This window comes from Saprospiraceae bacterium (assembly GCA_016710235.1).
Classification (GTDB): domain Bacteria; phylum Bacteroidota; class Bacteroidia; order Chitinophagales; family Saprospiraceae; genus Vicinibacter.
Map to the genome: position 1 here is coordinate 734,059 of JADJLG010000001.1, position 16,481 is coordinate 750,539.

Below are 16,481 nucleotides of genomic sequence, written 5' to 3' on the forward strand. Positions count from 1 at the left end.
TTTAATCTGAAATATTGTTGCTTCCACTTGGTATGAGAGTTTAGATGTTTGTGAAAAACAGAAGATAACTCATAAAATGAGTGTTAATCCATGATCTTATCAATCTGGTAGTGATTGCGTTCAGATGCGTTCCTGCTGATTAATTCCGCAGTAAAACCTGTGAGAAACAGTTGTGATCCGATAATCATTAAAACCAGTGAAATATAAAATGCCGGACGCGCAGTCATCCCGTAAACATTGTATGCATATTTTGTAAAAATCATGTACATGACAAAACAGGCGCCGAGAAAAAAAAACAGTACTCCTAATACACCAAAAAAGTGCATCGGCCTTTTGCCGAATTTTCCTATAAACATGATTGTGGAGAGGTCCAAAAATCCATATAAAAAACGACTCATTCCAAATTTGGAATGTCCATATTTTCTAGCCTGGTGTTGAACTACTTTCTCCCCCACGTTTCTAAAACCTGCCCACTTTGCAATCACCGGAATATATCTGTGCATCTCTCCGAACACTTCAATGCTCTTCACTACTTCTGATCGATAGGCTTTGAGTCCACAATTCATGTCGTGAAGTTTTACACCACTCATCCAACCAGTGACGGTATTGTAAAGTTTGGAAGGAAGATTTTTAGTAATTGCGTTATCATAGCGCTTCTTCTTCCAACCTGAGATAATGTCACGCTTTTCGGAGAGTAGCATGTTGTACATAGGTATTATTTCATCAGGACTATCCTGCAAGTCAGCATCCATCGTGATGACTACTTTACCTGTACATTGATGAAATACAGTGTGTAGCGCTGCCGACTTCCCGTAATTGCGGCGGAAGCGAATCCCTTTCACTACTGGGTATTTCCTGTGCAATGTTTCAATGACTTCCCAAGTTTGGTCGGTGCTGCCATCGTCAACAAACCAAATATCATACTCTATTCCCGAATTCGCCAATGCCCTATCTATCCAGGCGACCAGCTCCGGCAATGACTCTTCTTCGTTGTAAGCGGGTATCGCAATAGATAGATCCAAATCACTGTATTTTGCGCAAAAATAAGGAAAAACATATATAAAAAATGAAATTATGTTTTACATATTAAACAAATTATTAATATATATGGCTGGCAGATCCCACTTTCGTTGTATGAGGCATATGGAAGCAACATCTTTTCGTATAAAAAAAAAGTAAAATACTTTAGGTATTCAGTGCTAAACACTTGGCAGATCATGAATCCTGTGTATCTTCGCATGAATTTTAAAATTTTATATATATAAAAGCTGAATATTATGCACGAGGAAAAGTTCTGCTTAGTGCAGAATACTGTGTAGTACACGGTGCGACTGCGCTGGCGCTCCCTGCAAAATTCGGCCAAAAAATGAAAGTTCAGGAACTCTCAGGATCTGAAGTTCTTTGGAACAGCTATGACGAGAACGGGAAGAAATGGTTTTCTGCCGAAATAGATTTGATGGGTTTTGACGTAGTCGAAACTACTGATCCCGATATTGGCAAGTATCTCCGCAAGCTATTCAAAGCCTGCTGTCAAAACAATAGCGAATTCCTATCTCACTGGAAAAAATACAAGGTCGATCATTATCTAGAATTTCCACGCAATTGGGGACTGGGCTCCTCTTCCACTTTGATTTACAACATGGCTGCTTGGGCAGATGTCAATCCATATCATCTTTATTTTGATATAGAAGAAGGCTCGGGATATGATATCGCATGTGCAGGTGCAGATAGTCCGGTTTTATTTACTCTGGGCGATGGAAGCATCGATCTTTCAGAAATAGACTACTTGCCACCGTTCATGGATCAATTATTTTTCATACCGCTGAATCAAAAAGCGGATAGTCGCGATGCTGTAAAATTCACTCAAAAGAACAAACCTGATTCAAAACTTATCAATAAAGTTTCTCAGCTTACGGATCGCTTGATTGGGTTAAAAACTCTCTCATCTTTTGAGGAGTGGGTGGAAGAACATGAAAATCTGATCGGAAATTATCTCGGTGTCAAACCCATTCGCCAAACTCAATTTCCTGATTTTCCCGGAGCGGTGAAATCATTAGGTGCCTGGGGAGGTGATATGGTGCTTGCCTGTGGCAAACGGGATACAGTCGAAAGTTATTTTCACAACAAGGGCTTTACTAAAATCATCCCATACAAAGAACTCGTGCTTTAATTCTGCTTCATTCTCACTGATTTAAATTCCTCCATTACACATTTCCTTCCTCATTTTTGCTTTGTACAAATTGCTTTCGAAAATCAGCTTAACAACTGAATTCAATTTGCTCCTTTGAAACCAAAATTCGTTGCTAAATTTCTAGTACGGGTTTTATTGTCAGCAAATCAACTTAAATTGTCTCCTCCGACGAATTTCCATTGCAAAAATTGGGTCGCAATACATTGAGCTCTTCTCGATCTGATTCTCCCAACATCAAAAAATAACCTCCGCCTCCCGCTCCACATAGCTTTAGAGCGAATCGTCCATTCTCTAATCCCCTTCTCCAGAAAAGCTCTATGTCAGGTGGTATCATCTCTGCAAATAATTCCAAACTCAGCTCGCTGATCTGCACCCAGCTGTTTCTGAACTCCTTGGTTTGATTACTGACAAAATGAGAGATCATCCGATTATTGAGTGGAATCAGCTCATTTTTAATTCTGGATTCATATTTCCCGTCTGTGATTTTATCCCTAAATTTTTGAACAAACTCTGAGGTTTGGCGCGGCCTTTTACTATCGACCAGGTGGATAGGATAATTGTTCAAATGAGTTAAATAGCTGCTGTCCAGCTCACTGATCCGATCCCCATCCATGATCAATGGTTTTTGTAGAAAGGAGATCAGCGGGTCTATGCCGCTACTTGTACGGTGAAACAATGACTCCATCTGCTGCAATTGACTTCGCAGCTTCTCTTGAGTCCATGATCTTTCGCGGCTATACTTGTCGATTATTGCTGCACAAAGTGCTCCAGAACTACCCAGCCCATATCCCAGCGGTATATTGGTTTCTAGTGTCCATCCAGCCTTGAGGTCAGTGTCCATCTGTTTCTGGTCTATCAGTTCACTCCATATGGGATTCTCTGCATATTGTTTTAAGTATGGCAGCAATATCGGCTCGTCAAGCTGTTTTGATTGGGACCAACTGCTTCTTTTTTTAAAAAAGGGCAAGGCCAATGCTCTTGATCCTAGCAATACGCTGTACTCTCCTGCCAGCAGGATTTTCGAAGGATAGAATTCGCGCATGATTGCAAATGTACGGGCTAAATACCTGAGGCCGGAGCTTTTGATTCCGGTTCTCCGTCAGATTCTGTCGAGGAAAACACGGCGCGCTGTACAGCCGCGTAGCCAAATCGATGTCTGATCCGATCCACCTGTCTAAGCAGAGAGATCTGTTCTGCAGTATTCTCAAAGAGACTCAACTGTGAACGTCCATAGCAGAGCCCACCAAATTTTACGCCAACAAGTCGTATGAGTTGTCTTCGATCATAGAGTTTGTCAAAGAGTGTCTGCACTGCCACCCACAGAGGCTCATCCAGAGCAGTGAAGGAGATTTTGGTTTGGCGACTAAAAGTATTGAAATCAGCATAACGTATTTTTACCGTGATCACAGAACACAAACGCCCGGAGTCGCGCAGTTCAAAAGCGAGTTTTTCTGTCATCCGCAAGAGGATCAGTCTGATCCTCGCCATATCCAGTGTATCGTTTTCCAGAGTCTGTTCTTTAGAGATGGATTTAGCTTCGTGGTATGACACCACAGGACGGTTATCGATGGCATTGGCGTGTTCCCAAATTGTCTTACCGGACTCGCCGAACTCGCGCTCTAGTAACTTGACGGGAATCTCACTGAGTACCTTAAGGGTGCGCACACCCATGAAACTAAGTCTCTTGTAGGTTTCCTTGCCAATTCCGGGTAATTTATTGGTGGACAAAGGTGCCAGAAAACCCTTCTCCTCACCATTGGGGACCAGTAATGTACCATTGGGTTTTGCCTCATTCGTACCTACCTTGGAGACGATCTTGTTGATCGACAGCCCAAACGATATCGGCAAGCCCGTCTCATGTATAATGCGCTGACGCAACTCCAGACTCCACTTCATACAACCAAAATACTTGTCCATGCCACTCAGATCCAGATAAAATTCATCTATACTGGATTTCTCAAACAGTGGAGCTTCCTCGTCGATGATGTCAGTGACCATCTGTGAGTAGTACACATAACTGTCAAAGTCTCCCCGCAGCACAATGGCTTGAGGACAAAGCCGCAGAGCCATCTTCATAGGCATAGCACTGTGTATACCAAAAGCGCGCGCCTCATAACTACACGCCGCCACTACACCCCTTTGACTCATCCCACCAACTATCAATGGTTTGCCCTTCAGCGCCGAATTCTTATTGACTTCTACAGAAACAAAAAAACTGTCCAGGTCAAGATGTAATATGGAACGCATAGCCGACATCATAATTTTCTTCTTATTCTCTTGTTGACCTATCCAAGACCAATCAACAATGTCGAATATTATGGCAAATATAATTCTATATGTATATTATTTCGACTAAAAATAAAAATTGTTTGGGTGGTTGAAAAAAGAATCGGATTGCCGCAGCAAAAAGTGCACATTGCTAAGCCAGAAGCCGGTGGACGTAGTCCTTCAAGAGGAACAGATACTCGTCAATGAGTCTAATATGAGTCCGAAAACTTAAAATCGCGATACGGATCCAAAAAATTTCGTCAATCGTGGTGGAAGAGACGAAAACTCGTCCATGCTTCACAATCTCCCTGACAAGCAATTCATTGAAAGCATTGGCATCACGGTCGGCAGGCACATAGCGATAGATACAAACAGAAAGATCAGGAAATGGGCCGGTTTCAAATCCCAGATTCCTCACTTCGCGATAAAAATACCGACACAACAGCAGCTTCTCATCCAAAGCAGCTAAAAATGGCTCAAATCCATACATTTTCAAGGGCAACCATAAACGAAGGCCTCTAAAATGCTTAGTCAATTCCGGTGAGAGGTCCGCAGGACTCCACTCCTCAGTCACTCCCAGACTATCCTGCATATATGCAGCGCGATAGTAATGAGCTCTGTACATTGAGGCCATATCCTTGATGAGGACAGCTCCCAGACCATAAGGAAGAAAAAGACCTTTGTGAGGGTCCACCACCACAGAATCCGACCTTTCTATACCGGCAAAAGCAGCGCTTACTTTCCCGAAATCCGGATGAGATAAATGGGAATGTCTAAAAAAACCACCATAAGCAGCATCAACATGGAACCAAAGGCCATGCTCGCCAGCAAGATCGGCTATTCTATCCAATGGATCAATGGCACCCGTATCCGTAGTACCGGCACTCGCAACTACCAGAAATGGTCTGAGACCGGAAGTAATATCATGATGAAGCATCTCTTCCAAAGCACCCGCGTCCATCCGAAAATGCCCATCCAGAGGTACAATTCTGAGTCCGGCCTCCGCTAAACCGGCGATCCGAATCGCCTTATGAACACAATGATGCACTTGAGAACTCAGATATATGCAAGTCTCAGAGATCTGGGATGACTTTATAGCTTTAGATTCCCGCGCTGTGACGATAGCGATGAGATTGGCGATCGATCCTCCGCTGGTCAGATTGCCGTGGGCAGTTGAAGGATATGACATGAGATCACAGAGCCATCGGATCAACTCATTCTCAATTCTCACAGCTCCCGGACCACCATAACTGATGCCTGCATACTGATTTGTAATTGCCGCGAGGAAGTCTCCGCAAGCTGAGGCAAATAGTCCTCCTCCGGGTATATAACCAAGATGACCACCTGAAGCAGGATTCAATCCATGGTCGAGCATACCTTTACGCAGTTCATCCAACATATCCTCAGTGGACACAGGACTGTCGTTCAATTTAAAATATCCTTTTACGCTGTCAAATGTCTGGTAGGCATTTCCTTCTTCTAAAGATTCCAGAAAATTTTCTGCGAAACTTTGCACAGCCTGGCTCAATTCATTTCTCTGAGAAGAATCCGGTTCTAAAACCAAGGATTGACGCTCAAGAGAAGCTATATTTTCACGTAATTCATCTGACATTGCAAGGTAGAAAAAGGCAATATATTCAAATTCGGATGAACTCCATATGATACCGCACTTTATTTATTTTTTTATAAAAAATTTACAACAATTTGTATTCTAATACGTATTTTTAAACCCTTTCCATCTAAGGAAAAAAATGGAAAGGCCTACATCTCAGAAATCATGCCTTACGAAGAAAAAATTTACGAAGCCCTAAAGTTTCACTTTGGATTTGAATCCTTTAAAGGGAATCAGGAACCGATCATACAAAGTGTACTGGCAGGAAGAGACACTTTCGTCATCATGCCCACGGGTGGAGGCAAGTCAATGTGTTATCAGCTACCGGCATTAATGATGCCAGGTACAGCCATTATCATTTCACCCCTCATCGCCTTGATGAAAAACCAAGTGGATTCTATCCGTGGTTATGGACAAACGGATGAAGTTGCTCATTTTTTGAACTCTTCTCTCAACCGGGGTGAGATCAAACAAGTAAAAGACGATATCATCCGCGCTAAAACAAAGCTCCTCTATGTAGCGCCGGAAACGCTCCAAAAAGACGAAACCATAGAATTTCTTAGCAGCGTAGATCTGTCTTTTGTCGCTGTAGATGAGGCTCATTGTATTTCGGAGTGGGGACATGACTTCAGACCGGATTACAGAAGAATAAGGGATATGATCAACTCTATAGACCATCGCATCCCGATCATTGCACTGACAGCAACTGCAACCCCTAAGGTACAGGTGGACATTGTCAAGAGCCTTGAGATGAAAGACCCCGGTATTTTCATGTCATCATTCAACCGGCCCAACTTATATTATGAAGTAAGGCCCAAAATCAATAAAGAGCAGACGATACGCCAGATCATCCAAATCATCAAAGCGCATCCCGGCCATAGCGGGATCATCTATGTTCAGGCACGGAAGACCACTGAAGATATAGCACAGATTTTACAAGTCAATGGTATCAAAGCAGCCCCTTATCATGCCGGTATGGACTCTAAAGCACGCAGTCAAGTGCAAGATGATTTTTTAATGGAAGAGATTGATGTCATTTGTGCAACGATAGCCTTTGGAATGGGTATTGATAAGCCCGACGTGAGATTTGTCATCCATTACGATATTCCAAAATCACTGGAAAACTACTACCAGGAAACCGGCAGGTCAGGACGTGATGGAATGGTCGGAGATTGCTATGCATTTTTTGCAAATGCTGATCTTGTAAGACTTGAAAAATTCCTTAGAGACAAGCCCGCATCAGAAAGAGAAATGGGCGCTCAACTCTTGGATGAAGTGTTGGCGTACGTAGAAAGTCCGGTTTGCAGACGTAAATTTGTATTACATTATTTTGGAGAAGAATTCGAGTCTGAGACCTGTCATCAAATGTGTGACAATTGCAAACATCCTAAGCAATCTCAGGAGGTCAAATCTGAACTAGAACTAGCTCTCAAAACAATACTGGCTCTCAATCAAAATTTCACCATCAAACCGGTGGTAGAATTCATCTGTGGAGTAAAAACAAAAGATATTCTGGACTATGAACTGGATTCACATGAACTGTTTGGTGCAGGTGAAACCCAAGGAAGTCTTTTCTGGTATTCTTTGATCAGGCAAGCAATTCTCATGGGATATCTCATTAAGGATATCGAATCTTATGGAGTTTTGAAAATCAGTGAGAAAGGCCAAGAATACCTCACCAAACCAATTAAAGTAGAGATATCTATTAACCATAATTATGAGGTCACTTCCAGTTTTGAGGAAGACAGTGCACCTGCACAAGGTGTGGCTCTGGACCCAGCATTGTTTGCTACCCTAAAGGATATACGTTTACAAGTAGCAAAGAAATTCAATGTAAAACCATGGGTTGTATTTTTTGATCCTTCTCTGGAAGAAATGGCCACACGCTATCCTATCTCTATAGAGGATCTTTGTAAAATATCCGGAGTGAATAAAGGTAAAGCGGAACGATACGGAAACGCTTTTATTGAATTCATTCAAAAATATGTAGAAGAAAATGATATACAGAGACCCGATGATTTTGTAGTCAAACAGGTAGCTGACAAATCCAAATTTAAAATTGAAATCATCAAAGGAATTGACAAAAAAATTCCCTTCGAAGATATTTGCAGAAATGTCCAGATGAATATGGAAGAACTTATGGATGAGCTCAACATGATCGTAAGTTCAGGTACCAAACTCGATATCGATTATTATATTGAAGACAATGTTGATGAATACAATAAACAGGATATTTACGAATATTTTTCGACGGCAGACTCAGATTCGGCAGAAGAAGCTTATCGCGCATTGAAAGAGGATGATATCACTTTTGAAGAAATAAGACTCATACGTTTGAAGTTTTTATCTGAAATGGTCAATTGATCAGCATGATCAAAATTTGTATCATACAGGGACCCAATCTGAATTTTCTCGGGCAGAGAGATCCTGAAATATATGGGTCTCAAAATTTGCAGGATATTTTAGATGGCCTTATTCAACAGTTTCCACGATGCAAGTTTAGCCAATATCAATCTAACGATGAAAATCAAATCATCGATGCTATTCAATCGTTAATCGGATCTGAAGTGCAAGGTCTTATCATCAATCCGGGTGGATATACGCATACTTCTGTAAGTATCTTTGATGCACTCAGTATGTTAAAAATTCCAGTAGTGGAAGTCCATATTTCTGACATCACTGCACGTGAATCTTTCAGGCATCACTCTTTGATTCATCCGTTGTGCTATACAAGAATCATAGGTATGGGTGTGGGTGGTTATGCGATAGGAGTGGAACGTCTGCTTGAATTTATTCATGCAGATCAATTGGTTTAAAATATCCACTTTTCATGTTTAAGACAAAATTTTATCTTTGAGTTTTTATTTGAAAATAAATTATGGTTTCAATAGAGCAAATAGTTGCAGTCAGTGGTCAACCGGGTTTATACAAGTTGATATCGTCAAGATCGAATGGCCTTGTATTAGAAGATCTGACTAATGGAAAGACTAATTTTTATTCCTCCCGAAATTCTGAATTCGCACCACTTGAAAGTATGGGAATTTATACTCTTGGAGAAACGATCGCTCTCAAAGACGTTTACGAAAAATTTGTGGAGTTTGAAAAAAATACAAAGATTCCATCACATGATGAAGCCGATAATGTGATCAAAGAGTTTTTTCAGATTGCTTTACCGGAACATGATCCATATCGTGTAAGACCAAGAGATATGAAAAAATGTCTTAAATGGTATCATCAATTAAAATCTCACCAACTCATCGTACCAGAAGATAATACCTCAAATCCACCAGAAAAAACTGATTGATTCAAGCATTCGAAATCATGTATAAAAACAAAAGAGTCGCTGTCGTTTTACCTGCTTACAATGCATCACTCACTTTGGAGCGCACCTTCCGGGAAATTCCAATGGACATTGTAGACGACATCATTCTTTGCGATGATGCAAGCAAGGACAATACCTTTGATATTGGGAGATCTCTCGGCATCCAATATTGCATCCGACATGAACAAAATAAAGGCTATGGTGGAAATCAGAAAACACTTTACAACAAAGCTCTTGAGATCGGCGCTGACATCATCATCATGCTTCATCCTGATTATCAATACACCCCAAAACTTATTCCTTCCATGGTGAATATTATTGGAGAGCAATTGTATGATGTAGTTCTTGGTTCACGGATACTAGGTGTAGGTGCATTAAAAGGAGGCATGCCTATTTACAAATATATTTTCAATCGTTTCCTGACCTTATCACAGAATTTTCTCTGCGGATATAAATTGTCAGAGTATCATACCGGTTACAGAGCCTTTTCCAGAGAGGTGCTGCAAAATATACCATTCAATCAGAATTCGGATGACTTCGTATTTGACAATGAAATGTTGTCGCAAATTATTTATTTCGATTATTCAATTGCTGAAATTAGTTGCCCTACCAAATATTTCGACGAAGCTTCATCTATCAATTTCAAAAGAAGTGTGGTTTACGGTCTTGGTGTGTTACGTGTTTCTATAGTCCACAGATTACAAAAGTTTGGATTATTAAAATCAAAACTTTATCAAAAAGACAATTCGATTTATTAGAATTGTCCAAGCTTTTTTTGATCAGTTGCTTCATCCTCTTCCTCATCATCAAAAGCAAGTAAATTTGAAGGAATTTCTTTGTTAGACTTAACTCCAAGTTTTTTTAATTTTTCTGCTTGATTGACTAGATTTCCACGCCCATCGCGCAATTGGCCTATTGCTTTTAAATACATCTCCTGACTCTTATTGATATGTTTTCCAATATCTTCCATGCTTTCCAGGAATCCTACGATTTTTTCATAAAGTCTCTCACCTTGTTTTGCAATCTCAGCTGCATTTCTACTTTGTTGTTCTCTTTTCCAAAGATCTGTAACCAACTTAAGCGCTGCTATCAAATTGGTTGGTGAAATCAACAAAATCCTTTTCTGGTAGGCATAATTCCACAATTCATTATCTTCCTGAACCGCTAGAATATATGCCGGTTCAATAGGAATAAATAACATTGTAAAATCTAATCCGGAGGTTAGTGTATCATACTTTTTCTTTGCCAGATCGTCGATGTGTTGACGAACAGACTGTACATGTTGTTGCAAATAAATGTCCTGTGTTGGTTTATCGTCTTCTGAGTTGAACCTATCGTAAGCAATCAATGATACCTTTGAGTCAATGATGATCGTTCGATTTTCAGGAAGGTAGATGATCACATCCGGTCTAAGCATTTTTCCATGCTCATCATACAAAGTTTCCTGAACCTTGTATTCTCGATTTTTCTGAAGTCCGGATTTTTCCAAAATACTTTCAAGAATCATTTCTCCCCAGTTACCCTGTTTTTTTGCTTGACCTCTGAGAGCTGAAGATAAATTATGCGCTTCCTGAGAAAGTTTATTATTCATTTCAATGAGATCCTTCACCTTCTCTTCTAACGAAAACCTTTGTTTAGATTCCTTATCATATGTCTCTTCAACTTTTTGCTTGAATTGATGAATGTTTTCACCCAATGGTTTGAGAATTGTTTCTAAATTTTCTTTATTCGCCAATGTAAATTTTTGGGATTTTTCTTCCATGATCTGATTGGCCAAATTTTGAAATTCAAGGATACTCTGCTTCCTCAATTCTTCAACTTCCTGTTTTTGTGATTCGAGTTTTTCCTGAAGAAACTTATTTTGTGAGCTAAACTCTGTAATGCTTCTTGATAGTTGTTGGAGCTGATTTTGTTGTTGTTGATTGAGCAAGCGTTCCTTTTCAAGATCCTGTTGCAGTAGTTTCCATTGCTGTGAACCGTGATCCAGTCTGGTTTGGAGTTGCACATTGTCAGAATTTAGTTTTTGGCTCTCGTCTCTTTTCATCTGAAGTTGATCCCCAAGTGACTTATGGTCCGAAATTAAATGAGAGAACCTATCTTGGACCAATTTACTTTCCATCTGAAGATCTGCCCACTTTTTTGAGAGCTCATCAAATTGACTTTTGGGCACAGAACTGAGCTTGTTTAACAAGAAGAGCACCATTCCGATCAAAAGCCCTATCAGTCCGTAAATGAGAGATTCCATTTCTTGGTTATTGTAGTGAGTCCATTAAGGGTTTCGCTGGGGAAAGATAAGCAAAAGGAATCAATCGTCCGGCAAAAGATCAGATTTGAAAATGTTTCACATATTTAATTAAATTAATATATAAATTAAGCTTACTTAATATTAATTCACATTACTTACGCTTTATAGTAATTTTGTAAAAATTAAAAGCCCATGCTAGAAGTCAAAGTTCCGTCTGTAGGAGAATCCGTAACTGAGGTGACCCTTATCAAAATTCTGAAATCCGAAGGTTCTTTCGTAAAAATGGATGAGGCCATCTGTGAATTTGAATCTGAAAAGGCCACATTTGAATTGCCGGCTGAAAAAGCGGGTGTCATCCACTGGAAAGCAGACATAGGTCAGGATCTTAAAATTGGAGACCTGGTTGCCTTGATCGATACGGAAAAAGAAGAAAAGACTGTATCGCCGGGCGACAATACTGCATCCGCTCCAGCTGAAAAAACACAAACTTCTACAAAAGAGTCAATCGCCTCACCTTCTGCCGAAAAATTGATGCGGGAAAGGCAGCTTCAGCCGGATCAAATTGAAGGGACAGGAAAGGAAGGTCGAATCACTAAATCTGACGTTGTATCTGCGACTGTAGCCATAACAGACATTGCATCCCAAGATCTGAAGACTGCCACACCTCCGTATCATGCCCCTAAAGCCAGCTTTCCTTCGGGAGCTAGAACAGACCGCAGACAAAAATTATCCAGAATGCGGCGAACCATTGCCAAACGATTGGTAAAGGTCAAAAATGAGACTGCTATGTTGACGACTTTTAATGAGGTAGACATGACAGAACTGATCACATTACGCAATCGCTACAATGAAGCTTATCAAAAAAAATACGGTATCAAGATCGGATTTATGTCTTTGTTTGCAAAAGCCTGTGCTCAAGTTTTGATGGAGATGCCTGAAGTCAACGCTTTTATCGAAGAAGACGAAATCATCTACCACGATTATGCAGATATTGCTATAGCCATTTCTACACCCTCAGGACTTGTCGTCCCTCCTATTAAAAATGTGGAATCTATCTCTTTACATGAATTCGAGTTACAATTAAAGGTCCTCGCTGAAAAAGCCCGCACCAGTAGCTTGAGTTTGGAAGAGATGACTGGTGGCACTTTTACAATTACTAATGGAGGAGTATTTGGCTCTCTCATGAGCACTCCAATATTGAATGAACCGCAATCTGCTATTCTGGGGATGCACGCTATTAAAGAAAGACCAATCGCTCTAAATGGCCAGGTAGTAATCAGACCAATGATGTATCTTGCGCTTTCATATGATCATCGAGTGATCGACGGTAGTTCCTCAGTAACTTTCCTCGTCAGAGTAAAATCTTTACTCGAAGATCCGATGAGCTTATTTTTGCATTTATAAATTATCATGGTATGACGCTTCGGGATTTTTTTGATTGGGTGCAACAGAATCCATCGTTTCTTTGGATTTACTTTTTGGGGATTCCTGCATTGGCATTCCTTGCTGGGGTTTTTGCAAAGGATGAGGCATATCTCTCCCCCTGGAAAAATTTATACAGCTTTCTAATTTATGCTGTAACTATTCCTGGAATTTTTGCTGTCACATTAAATGTATATTTCTTCTTTTTTGAGAGAAGGAGTATCATGGACAGTGATCTTCTAATCCAGGTATTTCCAATACTTTCTATGATCTTCACACTATGGTTGATTCGAAGACAAGTGGACCTAGATTATATTCCGGGTTTTGACAAGTTAAGTGGACTTGCCATGATCATTGGAATTATTTTGACGATGATGTGGGTTCTCGACCGCACCCATATTTATTCCATCAGTTTTATGCCTTTTCCGGTAGTATTATTACTCATAGTAGCAGCCGTTTTACTCGTGAGATTTTTTACCAAAAAATTGGTCAGCTGATGTCAGCAAATCCTGTTTTCGACTTTCTTAAACTGCAATTTACCCAAAGAGTAATTGATGAGAACTTTTCAAAAATAGAATCTTGCCTACAATTACTGGATGAGGAGGACATTCAATTTCGTCCAAACGTACATTGCAATTCTATAGCAAACCAGCTGGAACATCTCAACGGAAATGTCAAGCAATATATATTACATACTTGGTCTGGTAATGGTTTTCGTGACAGGAATTCTGAATTTGCATATCCTATTAACAAAAGTAAAGCAGAACTATTACTGAATTTGAAGAAGACCATTCTTGAAGCGGATCGGGCGATTCAAAATTTGGATGAAAATGAGTGGAACAAATTATTTGAGATTCAAATTTATCATCTCAACTCAATAGAAATAATTGTCCATGTGATAGAACACTTTTCATATCATACCGGTCAGATCATTTTTCTCACCAAAATGATTACCGACAAAGATCTGAAGTTTTATAATGATCAAAAACTGGATTTTACCGAAAAAAAGGAATAAGCAAGAAGGATAAATTATATTGAAATATAAAACACAAACTTCAATATTCAAAGATAGGAACAAAAATGAAAGGAATTATTTTAGCAGGAGGGCAAGGTACTAGATTATTTCCGAGCACACTTGCGGTCAGCAAGCAGCTGATGCCAGTATATGACAAGCCGATGATTTATTATCCATTGTCCACTCTGATGTTGGCTGGTATCAGAGATGTACTGATTATATCTACACCGCGTGATTTGCCATCTTTTGCTCAATTATTTGGAGATGGAAAACAGATCGGATTAAATATCCAATACAAGGAACAAGCTATACCCAATGGATTGGCTCAGGCTTTTGTACTTGGTGCTGAATTCATCGGTGACGACAGTGTATGTCTCGTTTTAGGTGACAATATTTTTTACGGACATAAATTCCCTGAATTGCTACGTGAAAGCGCAAATCCCAATGGTGGGATAGTTTTTGCATATCAGGTAAAAGATCCGGAACGCTATGGTGTGGTTGAATTTGATCAAAATTTTAATGCCTTATCAATAGAAGAAAAACCTAAATCCCCAAAATCGCATTATGCTGTACCTGGCATTTATTTTTATGATAACAGCGTCATCGAAATTGCAAAAAACCTTCAACCCAGTGCAAGAGGAGAATATGAGATCACTGATGTCAACAGAGAATATTTGAGAATGGGTAAATTAAAAGTAGGTGTACTTGGAAGAGGCGTGGCTTGGCTGGACACAGGTACTCATGAGTCTTTAATGCATGCATCCCACTTCATTCAAGTCATAGAAGACAGACAAGGATTAAAAATAGGCTGCATTGAAGAGGTTGCATATACGATGGGTTTTATTACAAGAAGTCAACTCAGTGCGGAAGCAGAAAAATTAAAAAAAAGTATTTATGGTGAATACCTAATTCAACTACTCAAAAGTTTGGATTAACGCACTTTTTAATATAAAAAATAGCAGAACGGTTATACAGATTGAAGATGAGATGAATTATTTCAATCGAAAGCTAATTTACACATGAACTTTTTTTGATTCCGGATAAAACCTAAATAAATGGTTTCTTTTGATTATTTTCAAAAGTTAAAGACAAAAAAATTATGTAAACCCGGATTTTGCATGTGGGATCCTTGTTAGAATCCACTGGGCAATAAGGTATTGGGATTAGATGTGACCGAGTGGATTCGCAAAACGAAAATTGAGTGAGCGATTTCACCTAATGATAAAAAAACCAAGAACAGCTTCACTTAACATTTTTTAAAAAAAATTTCTACTTGCGAATCTCCTAAAATGCTTGATTTTAATAATAAATTCAATTTGGCTCTCAATATTGAATCAACAAAAAAATTGAATTACATATTCATTCAAAAGTGCTTCCAGCCTTGTGCTTGCAATGGATGCAATTTGCCTGATTTACTTCGCAATTGGATGCCTGTTTCCTGATTTTTAATCTCACCGATATGATAAAATTCCGGTAAATATTTTAGTTTATCCGTATCCTCAGGTTTAATTACAAATAATAATTCATAATCTTCACCACCATGCAATGCACATGTTATCGGGTCCATTTGAAATTGAAAAGCCAGCATAGAAGCATCCTGATGAATCGGAAGAGAATCTTCAAACACCTCTGCACCACAGGAAGATCGTCTACAAATATGCATCAAGTCGGAGGAAAGTCCGTCTGACAAATCCATCATTGCGCTAGGCACTACCGCCATTTTTTCCAGCCAAGCGACACTATCTTTTCGAGCTTCCGGCTTGAGAAATCTCTCTACCAGATAATCTTTACCTTCCAGATCAGGTTTGATCTGTGGATTTTCCAGGAAAATCTGCTTCTCACGCTCCAGCAACAGCATACCCAAATAAGCAGATCCTAAATAGCCACTCACAAAAATTTGGTCACCTTCGCGAGCACCTGAGCGGGTCACGATTTTTTCTTTTTGTTGAAAACCTATTGCTGTCACAGAAATAACTAATCCCTTTGGTGATGATGTCGTATCACCCCCTACAAGATCAACCTTATAAACCTCGCAAGCCTCTCTAATTCCTTCATACAATTCAGCTAATGCTTCAACTGAATAGCGGTTAGAAACTGCAATCGATACTGTGATCTGAGTCGCTATAGCGTTCATCGCATATATATCGGAAAGATTGACAACCACTGCTTTATATCCCAGATATTTGAGAGGAGTATATGTCATATCAAAATGAATTCCTTCGACCAACAAATCTGTTGTCATTACCATATTGCCTTGAGGAGGTTGGATCACCGCTGCATCATCACCGATACCCAACACACTGGAGGATTTTTTCAAATCAAAATCCTGTGTCAATAATTCAATCAACTTGAACTCACCCAGGTCATTGATTTCTGTGCGGTTTATTTCCTGATTCTCCATGAAAA

At 39.7% G+C, this 16,481-nt stretch carries 15 protein-coding genes; 9 read left to right on the forward strand and 6 right to left on the reverse strand.

From position 1 onward, the window contains the following. Positions 1-83: 83 nt before the first annotated feature. Positions 84-1,022: a glycosyltransferase family 2 protein gene (locus IPI99_02995; GenBank protein ID MBK7339478.1), complete on the reverse strand. Its 939-nt coding sequence runs from the start codon at positions 1,020-1,022 to the stop codon at positions 84-86. 344 nt (positions 1,023-1,366) lie between these two features. Between IPI99_02995 and IPI99_03000 the strand changes: the two genes are divergently transcribed. Beyond that, entirely contained in the window at positions 1,367-2,170 is an 804-nt protein-coding gene (locus IPI99_03000) for a GHMP kinase (GenBank protein ID MBK7339479.1), read from the forward strand. Between the two features lie 172 nt (positions 2,171-2,342). On the opposite strand, the gene IPI99_03005 is transcribed toward IPI99_03000, so the two are convergent. The 3 genes from IPI99_03005 to IPI99_03015 form a co-directional block, all read right to left on the reverse strand. After that, complete coding sequence (locus tag IPI99_03005) at positions 2,343-3,233, reverse strand: hypothetical protein (protein MBK7339480.1); 891 nt, start codon at positions 3,231-3,233, stop codon at positions 2,343-2,345. A gap of 17 nt (positions 3,234-3,250) precedes the next feature. Continuing rightward, on the reverse strand, positions 3,251-4,450 hold the full coding sequence (gene dinB / locus IPI99_03010; protein MBK7339481.1) for a DNA polymerase IV: 1,200 nt from the start codon (positions 4,448-4,450) through the stop codon (positions 3,251-3,253). A gap of 160 nt (positions 4,451-4,610) precedes the next feature. Beyond that, positions 4,611-6,071 (reverse strand): aminotransferase class V-fold PLP-dependent enzyme, encoded by a 1,461-nt coding sequence (locus IPI99_03015; GenBank protein MBK7339482.1) that lies wholly within the window; start codon positions 6,069-6,071, stop codon positions 4,611-4,613. Positions 6,072-6,236: 165 nt separating this feature from the next. On the opposite strand from IPI99_03015, the gene IPI99_03020 reads away from it, so the two are divergent. From IPI99_03020 to IPI99_03035, 4 genes are all read left to right on the forward strand, one after another. After that, positions 6,237-8,435 (forward strand): ATP-dependent DNA helicase RecQ, encoded by a 2,199-nt coding sequence (locus tag IPI99_03020; protein ID MBK7339483.1) that lies wholly within the window; start codon positions 6,237-6,239, stop codon positions 8,433-8,435. Positions 8,436-8,440: 5 nt separating this feature from the next. Next, positions 8,441-8,887: a 3-dehydroquinate dehydratase gene (locus tag IPI99_03025; protein MBK7339484.1), complete on the forward strand. Its 447-nt coding sequence runs from the start codon at positions 8,441-8,443 to the stop codon at positions 8,885-8,887. Between the two features lie 62 nt (positions 8,888-8,949). After that, on the forward strand, positions 8,950-9,375 hold the full coding sequence (locus IPI99_03030) for a DUF5606 domain-containing protein (GenBank protein MBK7339485.1): 426 nt from the start codon (positions 8,950-8,952) through the stop codon (positions 9,373-9,375). Between the two features lie 17 nt (positions 9,376-9,392). After that, positions 9,393-10,151, forward strand: coding sequence for a glycosyltransferase family 2 protein (locus IPI99_03035; protein MBK7339486.1), 759 nt, complete (start codon positions 9,393-9,395; stop codon positions 10,149-10,151). Here IPI99_03035 and rmuC read toward each other — a convergent pair. After that, entirely contained in the window at positions 10,148-11,638 is a 1,491-nt protein-coding gene (gene rmuC, locus IPI99_03040) for a DNA recombination protein RmuC (GenBank protein MBK7339487.1), read from the reverse strand. The genes IPI99_03035 and rmuC overlap by 4 nt on opposite strands. 192 nt (positions 11,639-11,830) lie before the next feature. Here rmuC and odhB point away from each other — a divergent pair, with 192 nt between their 5' ends. The 4 genes from odhB (at position 11,831) to rfbA (ending at position 15,010) form a co-directional block, all read left to right on the forward strand. Further along, positions 11,831-13,042 carry a 2-oxoglutarate dehydrogenase complex dihydrolipoyllysine-residue succinyltransferase gene (odhB, locus tag IPI99_03045; protein ID MBK7339488.1) on the forward strand — a complete coding sequence of 404 codons (1,212 nt, stop codon included), beginning with the start codon at positions 11,831-11,833 and terminating at the stop codon, positions 13,040-13,042. 11 nt (positions 13,043-13,053) lie between these two features. Beyond that, positions 13,054-13,557 carry a hypothetical protein gene (locus IPI99_03050; protein ID MBK7339489.1) on the forward strand — a complete coding sequence of 168 codons (504 nt, stop codon included), beginning with the start codon at positions 13,054-13,056 and terminating at the stop codon, positions 13,555-13,557. Beyond that, entirely contained in the window at positions 13,557-14,075 is a 519-nt protein-coding gene (locus tag IPI99_03055; protein MBK7339490.1) for a DUF1572 family protein, read from the forward strand. Before IPI99_03050 ends, IPI99_03055 begins: the two co-directional genes overlap by 1 nt. A 65-nt stretch (positions 14,076-14,140) precedes the next feature. After that, on the forward strand, positions 14,141-15,010 hold the full coding sequence (gene rfbA / locus IPI99_03060) for a glucose-1-phosphate thymidylyltransferase RfbA (protein ID MBK7339491.1): 870 nt from the start codon (positions 14,141-14,143) through the stop codon (positions 15,008-15,010). A gap of 428 nt (positions 15,011-15,438) precedes the next feature. Here the strand turns inward: rfbA and thiL are convergent, their stop codons facing one another. After that, positions 15,439-16,476 (reverse strand): thiamine-phosphate kinase, encoded by a 1,038-nt coding sequence (gene thiL, locus IPI99_03065; GenBank protein ID MBK7339492.1) that lies wholly within the window; start codon positions 16,474-16,476, stop codon positions 15,439-15,441. Positions 16,477-16,481 lie beyond the last annotated feature (5 nt).

Excerpts from the sequence above, each read along its gene's own strand:
- IPI99_03000 (MBK7339479.1), top strand. The coding sequence starts at position 1,367 with ATGAAAGTTCAGGAACTCTCAGGATCTGAAGTTCTTTGGAACAGCTAT.
- IPI99_03005 (MBK7339480.1), bottom strand. The coding sequence starts at position 3,233 with ATGCGCGAATTCTATCCTTCGAAAATCCTGCTGGCAGGAGAGTACAGC.
- dinB (MBK7339481.1), bottom strand. The coding sequence starts at position 4,450 with ATGATGTCGGCTATGCGTTCCATATTACATCTTGACCTGGACAGTTTT.
- IPI99_03015 (MBK7339482.1), bottom strand. The coding sequence starts at position 6,071 with ATGTCAGATGAATTACGTGAAAATATAGCTTCTCTTGAGCGTCAATCC.
- IPI99_03020 (MBK7339483.1), top strand. The coding sequence starts at position 6,237 with ATGCCTTACGAAGAAAAAATTTACGAAGCCCTAAAGTTTCACTTTGGA.
- IPI99_03025 (MBK7339484.1), top strand. The coding sequence starts at position 8,441 with ATGATCAAAATTTGTATCATACAGGGACCCAATCTGAATTTTCTCGGG.
- IPI99_03030 (MBK7339485.1), top strand. The coding sequence starts at position 8,950 with ATGGTTTCAATAGAGCAAATAGTTGCAGTCAGTGGTCAACCGGGTTTA.
- IPI99_03035 (MBK7339486.1), top strand. The coding sequence starts at position 9,393 with ATGTATAAAAACAAAAGAGTCGCTGTCGTTTTACCTGCTTACAATGCA.
- rmuC (MBK7339487.1), bottom strand. The coding sequence starts at position 11,638 with ATGGAATCTCTCATTTACGGACTGATAGGGCTTTTGATCGGAATGGTG.
- odhB (MBK7339488.1), top strand. The coding sequence starts at position 11,831 with ATGCTAGAAGTCAAAGTTCCGTCTGTAGGAGAATCCGTAACTGAGGTG.
- IPI99_03050 (MBK7339489.1), top strand. The coding sequence starts at position 13,054 with ATGACGCTTCGGGATTTTTTTGATTGGGTGCAACAGAATCCATCGTTT.
- IPI99_03055 (MBK7339490.1), top strand. The coding sequence starts at position 13,557 with ATGTCAGCAAATCCTGTTTTCGACTTTCTTAAACTGCAATTTACCCAA.
- rfbA (MBK7339491.1), top strand. The coding sequence starts at position 14,141 with ATGAAAGGAATTATTTTAGCAGGAGGGCAAGGTACTAGATTATTTCCG.
- thiL (MBK7339492.1), bottom strand. The coding sequence starts at position 16,476 with ATGGAGAATCAGGAAATAAACCGCACAGAAATCAATGACCTGGGTGAG.